This window comes from Elstera sp., assembly GCF_044372965.1.
Taxonomy (GTDB): Bacteria; Pseudomonadota; Alphaproteobacteria; order Elsterales; family Elsteraceae; genus Elstera.
In genome coordinates this window covers 1-11246 of sequence record NZ_JBILQX010000114.1, presented here as the reverse complement: position 1 = coordinate 11246, position 11246 = coordinate 1, and the positions used below count along the sequence as shown (strand labels likewise).

General features: G+C 61.4%; 12 protein-coding genes. 3 read left to right on the top strand and 9 right to left on the bottom strand.

Annotated features, from left to right (window positions below; translation table 11 throughout):
• The first annotated feature begins 172 nt into the window (after positions 1–172).
• On the top strand, positions 173–352 hold the full coding sequence (locus ACIQ36_RS13725) for a DUF1674 domain-containing protein (protein WP_395830201.1): 180 nt from the start codon (positions 173–175) through the stop codon (positions 350–352).
• Between the two features lie 19 nt (positions 353–371).
• Here the strand turns inward: ACIQ36_RS13725 and ACIQ36_RS13720 are convergent, their stop codons facing one another.
• From ACIQ36_RS13720 to ACIQ36_RS13690, 7 genes are all read right to left on the bottom strand, one after another.
• Positions 372–1631, bottom strand: coding sequence for a hypothetical protein (locus tag ACIQ36_RS13720; RefSeq protein ID WP_395830199.1), 1260 nt, complete (start codon positions 1629–1631; stop codon positions 372–374).
• A gap of 230 nt (positions 1632–1861) precedes the next feature.
• Positions 1862–3766 carry a hypothetical protein gene (locus tag ACIQ36_RS13715; protein WP_395830197.1) on the bottom strand — a complete coding sequence of 635 codons (1905 nt, stop codon included), beginning with the start codon at positions 3764–3766 and terminating at the stop codon, positions 1862–1864.
• Between the two features lie 135 nt (positions 3767–3901).
• A complete protein-coding gene (locus tag ACIQ36_RS13710; RefSeq protein ID WP_395830195.1) occupies positions 3902–4042 on the bottom strand; it encodes a hypothetical protein in 141 nt (46 codons plus the stop codon).
• Complete coding sequence (locus tag ACIQ36_RS13705) at positions 4039–4299, bottom strand: GlsB/YeaQ/YmgE family stress response membrane protein (protein WP_395830193.1); 261 nt, start codon at positions 4297–4299, stop codon at positions 4039–4041. The genes ACIQ36_RS13710 and ACIQ36_RS13705 overlap by 4 nt, the downstream gene beginning before the upstream one ends.
• Before the next feature lie 150 nt (positions 4300–4449).
• Positions 4450–5739 carry an adenosylhomocysteinase gene (gene ahcY, locus ACIQ36_RS13700; protein WP_395830191.1) on the bottom strand — a complete coding sequence of 430 codons (1290 nt, stop codon included), beginning with the start codon at positions 5737–5739 and terminating at the stop codon, positions 4450–4452.
• 111 nt (positions 5740–5850) lie between these two features.
• Complete coding sequence (locus ACIQ36_RS13695; RefSeq protein ID WP_395830189.1) at positions 5851–6240, bottom strand: hypothetical protein; 390 nt, start codon at positions 6238–6240, stop codon at positions 5851–5853.
• A 36-nt stretch (positions 6241–6276) separates the two neighbouring features.
• Positions 6277–6885 (bottom strand): ferric reductase-like transmembrane domain-containing protein, encoded by a 609-nt coding sequence (locus tag ACIQ36_RS13690; RefSeq protein WP_395830187.1) that lies wholly within the window; start codon positions 6883–6885, stop codon positions 6277–6279.
• Between the two features lie 92 nt (positions 6886–6977).
• On the opposite strand from ACIQ36_RS13690, the gene ACIQ36_RS13685 reads away from it, so the two are divergent.
• Together ACIQ36_RS13685 and ACIQ36_RS13680 are read left to right on the top strand one after the other, a co-directional pair.
• Positions 6978–7307, top strand: a complete 330-nt coding sequence (locus ACIQ36_RS13685) for a PadR family transcriptional regulator (protein ID WP_395830185.1) — start codon at positions 6978–6980, stop codon at positions 7305–7307.
• Entirely contained in the window at positions 7304–7960 is a 657-nt protein-coding gene (locus ACIQ36_RS13680; protein WP_395830183.1) for a hypothetical protein, read from the top strand. The genes ACIQ36_RS13685 and ACIQ36_RS13680 overlap by 4 nt, the downstream gene beginning before the upstream one ends.
• Here the strand turns inward: ACIQ36_RS13680 and ACIQ36_RS13675 are convergent.
• Positions 7957–9489 (bottom strand): hypothetical protein, encoded by a 1533-nt coding sequence (locus ACIQ36_RS13675; RefSeq protein ID WP_395830181.1) that lies wholly within the window; start codon positions 9487–9489, stop codon positions 7957–7959. The two genes, ACIQ36_RS13680 and ACIQ36_RS13675, sit on opposite strands and share 4 nt — an antisense overlap.
• 146 nt (positions 9490–9635) lie before the next feature.
• The coding region (locus ACIQ36_RS13670; protein ID WP_395830178.1) for a methyl-accepting chemotaxis protein at positions 9636–11246 on the bottom strand (1611 nt) is incomplete at its 5' end.

The window sequence follows — 11246 nt, the reverse complement described above, 5'->3', positions numbered from 1 at the left end:
GACGCCAAAGACGGTGGTAAGCCCCGCCAGCAGCAGAAAAGTGCGCGCATTCATCGTAAAGCGCCTCCTTGACAGTCCAACCGTGCAAGCGCAGCCCTTGCGCCCCTGCGTTAGGCTTGTATGTAAGAAGGCTATAGCCTCAAACAAGAAAACCGAAGCGGAGACCGCGACGATGCCTGAAAAAACGGAAAAGCCCGAAAAATCGCAACCCGAGCCCCTGCCGCCCGTAGCGCCGGTGCCCGAGACAAAGCCGACCGACCCCAAACTCCCCAAAGAATTCGGCGGCCCCCAAGGCCCGGAGCCGACGCGCTTCGGCGATTGGGAAAAGAACGGGCGCTGTTCGGATTTTTAAGGGGGGGAGGCGATTTAGCCTATGGAGTGGCTTCGATCCGGGCGCGCATTGCGATCAATTGGGCAAACAGGGGATCGTTCGATGGGTTGCGGAGCCGCCAGAACATCGTTTGAGCGCGGTTGAGAACGTTGACGGCTTCCGCCCGGCGTGGCGGCTTTACCGTTATCAGGGCCTCGGCATAGTCCATCGCAGTCTGAGCAACCAGGCGATCTCGCTCCGGCGTATTTTTCGTCATCGAGCGCCATTGCTCCGCATTGTCATAGAGCGCGAGTGCATTGGCGTGATCGTTCGGAAAATACGTCATGATTATTTTGGCCCGCGTTGTCAGGGCGATAACCCAGTAATAGCGCATCTCCTCGTTCATCCGCTCATTGGTGTAGCGCTCAAGACCCATGAGGTACGATACGGCTTTTGACGGCGCGGGCGGTTTTTCTTGCAGGGCGAAATCTGCGAGCACGATAAATGATTGAGCCGTCGCCTTACGAATGCCGATATGGGGTGTTGCCGTTCGGTCGCGGATCAGGATGTTAATATCCTGTTCGGCTTCTCCGATCTGTTTTGGCCCGAGCTTCGGCGCCATTTCCGCGAGCCTAACCCGCGCGAGCAGCGCCGTTTCCTCCAGGTCGAGGTTAGTCTGACCTGCCGCCAGTGGGCGAACCGCGCGATAATCGGCCGCTGCATCGGCCCAGCGGGGCGGTGTTGCCGCAGTCAGCACTCCGGCGCGGAGCAGCCGTCCCTCGGCCAAATAGCGGCGGCTGACGGCGTCGTTTTCTGACGGGGCTATATTGTCGATCAACCGCGCTAGGGGCGGCAGGGCGGTGTCCGGATAAAACCCGCGCGCCTTTTGACTGGCATCGCGATAGAGAAGCTCGGCGTAAAAGGGCGTGGTTTCCTCGCTAGCTTTCCCGGCGCGCGCGCGGACCGTCTCCGCAAGGCTGAGACCCTCTTGCGTTAGTCGTGTGATCTCATTGGTTTCCGAGGGTGTTTTGAGGGACAGCGCCCGCGCCCTATAAACAAAGGCGACGAGCTTAATCATCTCACCGTTCGGCACTGTGTCCGCCGTTTGCAGCACTTTCTGAGTGATGTCGGCAGCAAGACCGCTGTGGGGTGGGGTGAAGGTGAGCAGAAAGCCCGCCTTTTCTAACCCTGCCAGAAGCGCAATACGCCGGAGTTCAGGTACTGGACTATTGGAATGGGTATCGATCAGCGTATCGAAGGCGGCGATAGCCCGGTCATTTTGCGGACGCGGCGGCGCTGCGGCGGCGCGGCCGCTTTCCAACAGTGCCTCCGTCAAGAGGATGTTATCACTCGCCACATTGGAGGTTGCGCTGGCGGACTGCCCGTTAGTCTGGATTGGTGCTGTCTCTGTTTGCCGAAGACCTTCCGTGGTGCTTGCCTGGCATCCAGCGAGCAAGGCGACAGCCAATAGTCCGGGGAAAGCGCGCATTGAGAACCACCTTTGCATGAATTTCTTGTTACTATTCACAATTTCAACCATATCTCAATGACCTACCCCGTCACCGGACGCGCCAGCGCGTTCAGTTTCTGGCGGGCGGCGCGCACATACTCTTGCAAGCGCGGGTCGGGGTTGGCGTCGAAGCGGCGGACGATGTCTTCGGCGGTGGCTTTGGCCTCGGCGGGGCGGTTTTGGGTTTCCAGCAGACGCTGGCGAATGCTAAGCCCGCGCGCGACGCTGAACAGAATGGCCGGATCTTGCGCAGCCCCGAAGCGCTGAACCACGCGGTCGATATCGGCGAGAGCGTCCTCAACCTGCGGCGTCGGCAAGCTTTGGCGGGCAAGCGCGCGATTGACTGAGGCCCGCGCAATATAGGGCTGAAGCAGTTTGGCATCGTTACGGCTGTAGCGCTCCAGCAGCGGCTCGACGATGGTAAGCGCCGCCGGCCAATTCATCGGCTGGGTGCGCGTCAAGAACCGCAGTTGATTTTCATAGGCTAGAAAGTGTTGGCTGATGATGAAGGGCGTCGAGGTGGGCGTTACCCTTTGTTCGATCCGGGCAACCAGCCCGTTGATTTCGTCGGGCGCGGCGCTATTCAGCGTCACCAGCGCGAGCACCCGCTGACTGAGGCTGCGCACGGTAAATTCCTCGGTGCGGCTCGGGCTGGCCTGGGCGGCGAGCTTGTCCGAAATATCGAGATAGGTGCGCGCGTCGGCCGGGCGGCTGAGATGGGCATAGGTTCGGCCAAGATCGACGGCGATTTCGTGGCGCGTGTTTAGGCTATCTGCGAGCGGTAAGCGCTCCAGGCGACGATAGGCGGCGAGGTAACTATCCAGCGCCTCCTCGTAGCGCGGCGGGGTGCTGCTGGTCAGCAGATCGCCTTCCAGCCCCAGGGCTTCGGCGAGGCGCACCACAATCAGCGGGTCGGTTTCGGTGCCGAAGCGGGCGGTGAAATCGCGCACGGCGGCGCGCTGTGCCTCGGTCCGCGGGGGGCTTGCGTCGCGATGGGCGTAGACGAGATTGAGCGCGACGCGCGACACCACCCGCCGGGTGCGAATATCGGTGGCCTTGGTGAAGCGGTTCAGAATATCGTCGGCAATCGCCAACGCTTCTTTCTCGCGCCCGAGACGGTAGAGGGCATAGCCTTTTTGCAGCAGGGCATCGGCGGTATAATAGTCTTTCCCCGAAAGGCTCATGCCCTCCGTCAGGGTTAGCGCATCCTCGGCCAACGGAATGGCTTTGCCTTCCTCGCCGGGGGTATTGCCGAAGGCGCGCGCCGCCTCCACCCGCGCCATCAGCAGCCGTTCTTGAACGGCGGGCTGTTTGCTGGCGCGAAACCGGCTCACCGCTTCCTCTAAGGCGGCAAACCCAGCGGGCCGATCTTGGGGCGTATCGAGCAGCAGGCTCAGGCCCTGATTGTAAAGGGCGGTGGCGGTAATCTCCTCCGCATTGTCGCCGGTCAGGGCTTTCGCGCGCTCAATGGCCCCGGCGTAGAGGGTGCGTTTTTCCGATAGGGCCGTATCGCCGCCGAGCCGCAGCCGTATTACGCCGAGGTTCAAAAACGCGCGGGCGACCGCTGCGGCAATTTCGGGATCGGGGATGCCGTCGAACTGATCCATGATGCGGCGGTAATCGGCCGCCGCGCCGGAATAGTCGGGCGGGCTAAGCCGGGTGAGCGCCAGGGCGCGGGTGATATAGCCATAGGCCAGCACCCGTTGATTTTCCGGCGTTTGGGCCGTGCGGGCCGGATCGGCCAAACGGTCGAGGATCGCCTGATAAACGGGGTCGCGCGCGGGCAGGCTTGCCAGCTTCTGGCGATATTCAAACACGCTCGCCTCGGGCACGCTTGCCGTCGTGCGCGGGGCCAATGCGGGATCGTTCGCGCAGCCGCCGAGCAGAACAATCCCGCTGCCAAGGCCTAACAGGAGAGCGCAAGCGGTTCGGCGGGGGCGGGGCATCGGCTATCCTGACACTCAGACACGGGTCAGGACGTTTATAAAATTTCTGCTAAATTTCTGCAACTCAGCGTCGTGCGGATAGGCGGGCTTTCACGGAAAAAACGGGGCGGATGCAGCCCCGTTTGCCGGCTATCCTCAATTCTTCTGAATCGAAACCCCGCCTTCACCAATCCGCAGTTCCAGCGCTTTCGGGCGGGTTTGCTCGTAGTAAAGATATCCGCCGAGGCCGATGATTGCCGCGACGAGCACGCCGATGAAAAAACCGTTCCGGTTCATGCTGCCACCCGCCGCACAAGGCCGAGCACGACCAGCAGAATAATAGCGCCAATGGTGGCGTGGAGCACCGCGCCAACAAAGCCGGAGCCGAGCACAAGGCCGAAGCGCGGAAAGATCAGCCCGGCGATAAACGCCCCGACAATCCCAACCGCGATATTACCGAGCAGGCCGAAGCCATAACCCGCGACAACTACGCCCGCGAGCCAACCCGCCAGCGCGCCAATGAGCAAAAAGATGAGAAGGCTTTCGATCCCCATGAGGGTTCTCCTTTAGTCGTTACCCCTTCGGAAAAGGGGATGCGCTTAAAGAAACGCCTGAGGGGCGGAAAGGTTCCATCGGCCTTGCTTACCAACAAAAAACGGGGCCGTTGCCGACCCCGTTTCTCAAAAACCGAAAACAGCCGCCGTTTAGTAGCGGTAATGTTCCGGCTTATACGGCCCTTGATTATCGATGCCGAGATATTCGGCCTGGGCGACGGTCAGTTGCGTCAGTTTCGCGCCGACTTTGGCGAGATGCAGGGCGGCGACTTTTTCGTCGAGATGCTTCGGCAGCGTGTAAACCTTGCGCTCGTAATTCGCCGAGTTCTGCCACAGTTCGATTTGCGCCAGCACCTGATTGGTGAAGGAGGCGGACATGACGAAGCTCGGGTGGCCCGTACCGCAACCCAAGTTCACCAGGCGGCCTTCGGCGAGCACGATCAGGCGCTTGCCGTCCGGGAAGACGACTTCATCCACCTGCGGCTTCACATTTTCCCATTTGTAATTCCGCAGCGAACCGATTTGGATTTCGCTATCGAAATGGCCGATGTTGCAGACAATCGCGCGGTCTTTCATATCGCGCATGTGATCGAGGGTGATCACGTCGATATTGCCGGTCGCGGTCACGAAGATATCGCCCAAGGGGGCGGCTTCTTCCATGGTGACGACCTGATAGCCTTCCATTGCGGCTTGCAGCGCGCAAATCGGATCGACTTCCGTCACCATCACGCGCGCGCCTTGGCTGCGCAGCGAGGCGGCAGAGCCCTTGCCCACATCGCCATAGCCCGCGACCACGGCAACCTTACCCGCCATCATCACGTCGGTGGCGCGCTTGATGCCATCGACGAGGCTTTCGCGGCACCCATAGAGATTGTCGAACTTCGACTTGGTGACGCTATCGTTCACATTGATGGCCGGAACCTTCAGCGTGCCCGCTTTCGACATTTCATAGAGGCGATGCACGCCCGTGGTGGTTTCTTCCGAAATGCCGCGAATATCATCGAGCAACGCCGGGAAGCGCTGATGCAGCACCAGCGTAAGGTCCCCGCCGTCATCCAGCACCATATTCGGACGCCAACCGTTCGGCCCTTCAATGGTCTGATCGATACACCACCAGAATTCTTCTTCCGACATGCCCTTCCAGGCGAAAACCGGAATACCGGCTTCGGCCATGGCGGCGGCGGCTTGGTCTTGCGTCGAGAAAATATTGCACGACGACCAGCGCACTTCCGCGCCCAGTGCCGTGAGGGTTTCGATCAGAACCGCCGTTTGGATGGTCATATGCAGCGAGCCCGCAATGCGCGCGCCCTTCAGCGGCTGCGCCTTGCCATATTCGGCGCGCAGGGCCATGAGGCCGGGCATTTCGGTTTCGGCGATGCGGATTTCCTTACGGCCCCAATCGGCCAGGGACATATCCTTAACTTTATAATCGGCGCTCATGATCTTCCTTCCGGCGGCACGGCCTGCTTCGGGGTGGGCAAGCATGTATCAGGACATAAAGATACCTTTATGTGCGCCCCTTATACGGGCGTGCCGCCGGAAGAGCAAGGGTTAGAACTTATTTTTCGCGCCGACGAAACCGGATTTGGCGGCGTCAGCGGCGCAGGCGTAAGCGCCGTCTTTGGTTTTGCCGAAGTAGCGATTGCCGGGCTCGAAGGATTTGCCGGAGTTCGGGTTCAGCCACACCACGCCGGCCTTGCCACAACCTTTTTCGGCCAACGCCAGATCGGTGAAATTTTGGCCGGGCAGGGCTTTCGTAAGGGCGGCGGTTTTAGCGGCAGTGGAAACATCGGCCTTGGGCGCTTCCACTTTGGGGGCTTCGAGCTTGGGGGCGGCCAGTTTCGGGGTGCCGGGGATGCCGTTCGGCAGCGGCGTTTGGGCGATTGCCCCGGCGGACAGGGCGAGAAGGGCGGCGGAAACCAGGATCGATAAGGAGCGCATAGCTCATCTCCTAAGGGGAAAAACCTCTAAATCCTATCACCGTTGCGCGAGAATTACCGCCTTCGTCCGCTGCTGTGCAAAGAAGGCCCCGACGCGCAGACCGATGGCGACCAGGATCAGCGCCACGGCGATCCCATAGGCCGGATCGACCGGCACGCGCTTGCCGAAGGCGACGGCGAAGCTGAGCAACAGATACCAAAGCCCGAAGCGGTGCAGCCAGCGCCACGGCCGTCCGTTCCGCCAGCGCGCCGCCCCGTCGAAGGAGGTCAGCACCATCAGCAAGATAAACCCATAGGCGGTACCGCCGCTGATGACCGAACCAAAATTGGTGAGCGTCCAAAACAGCGCGGGATCATGCCGGGCGAGGCCGTAAATCGCCACAGCATGAACCCCGTGGGACAGGGCAAAGCTTAGGCCGAACCAGCGGCGCGACCGCACAAGACTCGCAAAAGCAGGGCTCGGCCACAGGCTTTGCAACGGCGCGGCGATGAACGCCAGCAGGAACAGCGCGAAGGACGACCGGGCCGTGCCGCGAATAATCCAGCGCAAGGCTTCGGTTAAATTGGGGGCGAGAAGCAGGGCGGCGGCAGTGCCCACCCCTAACGCCACTCCTGACAGCACCAGTATTGAGGGGCCACGCGGCATCTTAATCTCCATAGCATAGTTTAACGAGGTATCGTGTTGCTAGGTATAATGTGTTTCTTGATCCCTAGCAAGCCTAGGCTTATGATCCGGGCATGGACGCGGAAATGCTCAAAGGTCATTTGGATACCATCCTGCTCTCGGCGCTGCGGAGCGGCGAGGCGCATGGTTATGCGATTATCGAAACCATTCGAGCGGGCAGCGGCGGCACTTTCGATCTGCCCGAAGGCACGATTTATCCGGCCCTGCACCGGCTGGAAGGGGCGGGCCTGCTGGTCAGCCGTTGGGGCCAATCACCAACGGGGCGCAAGCGGCGGCTCTACGCGCTGACGGCGGCGGGGGAAGCCGCTTTGGCTGATCGGCGCGGGCGCTGGGCCAGTTTTGCCGGGGCCGTCGAAGCCCTCTTAGCGCCGTCGCCGAAATGACCGCGCCGGGTCTTGACCTGCCCGACACCGCGCGCGCCTACCTTGGGGAGGTTCAGCAGGCCCTGGCCTTCGACCCCCAGTTAGCATCCCAAGTGACGGCGGAACTTCAAGATCATTTTTCCGAGGCGCTGGAGCGCAAGGGCGGGATAGACGACGGTTTTCTGCGCGGGTTCGGCCCCCCTCGGCACTATGCCCAGGCGATGACCCACGCCCAAGCCCCGCGCCAGCTTCGCGCCAGTGCCGGGCTTATGTTTACCGCGCTGCTCTTGATCATTCTCACGATGAACCTGCGAAGCGCCGTTTTGCCCGAAGGTGGACTCGATGGTCGCCTATCGCTCGCCCACTGGCTGGATCACTATTGTTTGATCGTGGCCTTTGTTGGGGCGGTGCTCACGCTTGTTGCCGCCCGGCGGTTGGGACGCGGCCAGCCGCTTCTCCCCTGGCTGCCGCCGCGACTGCTGCCGAGCCTCACCCTGATTGCCCTCTTGCTCTCCTGCGCGGGCGGGGCGGTGTTGACCTGGGCGGCTCTCGCAATGATCGCCCCCAGCGCGTTCGCGGCCCCCCTGTTGACGACTGCGGCGGAAATGGTTGCTCTCGCCCTTCTCGCCGCCGATCAACGCCGCTTGTTATTTTATCTCCGCCCACAGCGTTAGGGTTTGCGGGGGTACTGCGCTGGGTTGAGTAGGCCGAGAAATTGGCGAATTTGCGGGTCTTCGCTCGCCCCGAAGCGCGCCTGCGCCTCTTGTGCAATCGCCTCAAGCTGTTGTGTCTCGCCGGGAAGCCACTGGGTGATGACGTTACGCCGAAGCAAAAGCTCAATGAGTTTAAACCTGTCCGGCATCGGGCCGTCCCGCCCTTCCAATGCTTCGGCCATATGATCGAGTTGTTGAAGCGCGGGCGCAGCCCCCAGGGGGCCGGTGGCACCATAGGCATTGGCGAGGGTAAAATAGCCCGAGAGCAAGAGGGGTAGGGTGGTCGGCCCAGAGGCCCCCTTCGTTAAATCAACGGCAGATCGACCAACCCGGATGATCTCTTGCAGCGGCGGTGGCAGAAGCGTGCCGAGGGTTGCGGTCTGCTGAAGCCGGATCTCAGCAATTGCCAGAGCGAGCGGCGCCGCTGGGCTATTAACGATGGAACGGGGGCGCTGAAGTTTCGGTTCATACTCTGCCGCTAGCGCCTCGTAAGCATCCGCGAGGGCGCGGGGGGAGGCATAGCTCGCCGCTTTTTCCTTCGTTTGCGTGAATTTTGTTACCAGAACGGCACGGGCGACGACCAAATCCGTATCGTCGTTATAGGTATCGATCAACTCCGCCTCAACCGCCGCCGCTTCATCGCGTCGCCCCATTTGACGCAACAGCAGCCCTTTTGCCATAAGCGACTGCGCGAGCCATTGATAGCGGTCGCCGGAGAGGGCGGTTTTCCCGCGCGCCAGCACCTGATCGAAAACCGTCAGAGCCTCCGCCTGCTCGGCGGGACCGCGTGCGGCAAGCCCGGCGCCGAAAGAATAGAGAACCGCGAGTAGCTGTTCGCGTGCCAGGGGTGACGGAAGCGGGCCGATCTTTGCCAGGGTTTGTTGCACCCAAGCTCTGGCCTCATCCGGTCGCCCCTGAGCAAAACTGAGTTCGGTCAAGGTAATCGCCGTGCGTGCATAAATCTGTAACGCTTGGTTTTCGAGGGCATAGGACTGATACGCGGCCAGGCTTGCGGGATCAAACGCATCGAAAACTTGTCGATACAGGCCGATAGCTTTGTCGGTTGCCGTTCCACCAAGATTGCTCAAATACAGTGCTTTACGCTGGATAAGATCGTCGCGCGCGGGCTGAAGGGTTCTAGGGTCGTTGCCCGAAATAATCCTGAGAGATGTATCGAAATCGGCTTCCGCTTTGTCGACTTCTTTAAGTCGGTAAGTTTGAGCCCGCAGCGCGTAAAGGTTGGCGAGGAGTTTTCGATCCAAATCCGTGCGCGCCTGGCCGTCGAGCGTAGCGATGGCGTTAGCCAGTTTCGGGTCGTCCGGAGTGCGAGGGACGTATCCCGTGTTGCTGATCTCCAACGCCCCGCGGTTCGGGCCAGTGCCGATCATTTGCTCCAAGGTGATATTCGGCACCGATTGGGCGAGGCTAGGCGCGGCTAAGCCCAAGGACCACAGAAGCCCCAGGCCAACCATTCTTAACGCTGCCCGCATATCCCTATTCCTTCGATCCTGATCCCCGTGGGTCAACGCTATTCCACGCGCCGGGCAGAGTTCCGGTAAGTTTTTCTATCAAGAGGTGTCCTTGCGGGCCAGAGGCGTTTAGTTTGGCACGTTCGCTTACGCCCCCGTCAGCCGCTCTAATGCCCCCGCCTAACCCCTGCGAGAAACCGTTCTACCGTCCCCCGCAGGCTTTGGCTTTCGCTGGTGAGGTTCGCCGCCGAATCGTGGACGACCGAGGAGGCTTGACGGGCGGCATCGACGGTACCGGTGGCGGCGCTCATTTCTTCGGCCACCGCGCGGGTACCGTTGGCGGCTTCCTGCATCTGGCGGGCGATTTCCCCCGTCGCCGCGCCCTGCTGTTCGACCGAGCCGGAAATATCGGCGGCGAGGCGTTCGAGCGACTGGATAACGTGGCCAACTTCGCGCACGGCGGCGGCGGCGCTGCCGGTTTCGGTGCGGACGGCGGCGATTTGGGCGGCGATTTCCTCCGTCACCCGGGCGGTTTGGGTGGCAAGAGCCTTCACCTCACTCGCAACCACGGCAAAGCCTTTCCCCGCTTCCCCGGCGCGGGCGGCTTCGATGGTGGCGTTCAGCGCCAGCAAATTGGTCTGGCTGGCGATATCATTGATGAGTTGACCCGCAGCCCCAATCCGCTCCACGGTTTCGGCAAGGCCGACGATATGCTTATCGGCGGTTTCGGTTTCAGCCACGGCGCTGCGGCTGATGGTGAGGGCGTCGCGCACGCGGCCCGCGATTTCGGCGTTTGAGGCGAAAAGCTCTTCGGCCGCGCCTGCGGTGGCTTCCACATTGGCGTGGGTTTGCTCGGTACTGCCCGCAATGCTGGTGAAGGCGCTATTGGCGTGCTGGACGGTACTGGTCATCGTGCCCGCCGCAGAGTGCAACTGGTCGGTCATCGAATGGACTTTGCCCAGCAGCGAACTCACCGCTGTATCAAAGCTCTGGGTGAGGCTTTCAAGTTCGGCTTGCCGGGCGGCTTTGCGCGCCATCTCCTCGCGTTCGGCGGCTTCGTGCGCTTCCTGCTGCTCCAGCGCCGTGCCGAAGCCCTGCAAGGCTTTGGCAAGGCCGCCGATTTCATCCGCCCGTTCCGATTCTTTCGCAAGATTGAGCTGCCGCTCCCCGCGCGCGAGCCGATTGACCGCTGCCCCCATCGCGAGCAAAGGCCGGGCGACGGCGCGGGTTGAGAGCAAGGACACGAGTAGAACGGCGAGCCCGCCGAGAAGAACGACGCCCAGCACGCCATACGTGAGCCTATGCCCGCGCGCCAGTTGATCGTCGATCACGGTTTGGATCTCGAACACGCCGCGCACATCGCCTGCTTTCCAATCTTTCTTGGGCGACTGCGGATGGGAATTATGGCAAGCAACGCAAGCTTCCCCCAGCCGGTCGCCCACCGCGACACGGACAACTTCCTTACCGTTCACCGTGTCGCGCTGAATATACGGCGTATCCGGCGTTTTCAAAAACTGGTCCCAGGCGGCTTTCTGGAAATCGTCGGTCTTGCGGCCTGCGCGTTCCGGGAAAGGGTAGGGGCTGTAGAAAGACAGGCTGACACCCTTATCTTGTAAGCGCCCGGACATATCGAGCATGAAGGTGGCCGGGATCGGCACGCCCTTGGGATCGTTCGCGTGCAGATGCGTCAGCTTCAAATCCTGCGTGCCGCGAATCTTGGGAACGATGGCGGTATTGTAGTAATCGCGCACGGATTTAAACTGCGCGATGGTTTGCAG

Excerpts from the sequence above, each read along its gene's own strand:
- ACIQ36_RS13725 (WP_395830201.1), top strand. The coding sequence starts at position 173 with ATGCCTGAAAAAACGGAAAAGCCCGAAAAATCGCAACCCGAGCCCCTG.
- ACIQ36_RS13715 (WP_395830197.1), bottom strand. The coding sequence starts at position 3,766 with ATGCCCCGCCCCCGCCGAACCGCTTGCGCTCTCCTGTTAGGCCTTGGC.
- ACIQ36_RS13710 (WP_395830195.1), bottom strand. The coding sequence starts at position 4,042 with ATGAACCGGAACGGTTTTTTCATCGGCGTGCTCGTCGCGGCAATCATC.
- ACIQ36_RS13705 (WP_395830193.1), bottom strand. The coding sequence starts at position 4,299 with ATGGGGATCGAAAGCCTTCTCATCTTTTTGCTCATTGGCGCGCTGGCG.
- ahcY (WP_395830191.1), bottom strand. The coding sequence starts at position 5,739 with ATGAGCGCCGATTATAAAGTTAAGGATATGTCCCTGGCCGATTGGGGC.
- ACIQ36_RS13695 (WP_395830189.1), bottom strand. The coding sequence starts at position 6,240 with ATGCGCTCCTTATCGATCCTGGTTTCCGCCGCCCTTCTCGCCCTGTCC.
- ACIQ36_RS13690 (WP_395830187.1), bottom strand. The coding sequence starts at position 6,885 with ATGCCGCGTGGCCCCTCAATACTGGTGCTGTCAGGAGTGGCGTTAGGG.
- ACIQ36_RS13685 (WP_395830185.1), top strand. The coding sequence starts at position 6,978 with ATGGACGCGGAAATGCTCAAAGGTCATTTGGATACCATCCTGCTCTCG.
- ACIQ36_RS13680 (WP_395830183.1), top strand. The coding sequence starts at position 7,304 with ATGACCGCGCCGGGTCTTGACCTGCCCGACACCGCGCGCGCCTACCTT.
- ACIQ36_RS13675 (WP_395830181.1), bottom strand. The coding sequence starts at position 9,489 with ATGCGGGCAGCGTTAAGAATGGTTGGCCTGGGGCTTCTGTGGTCCTTG.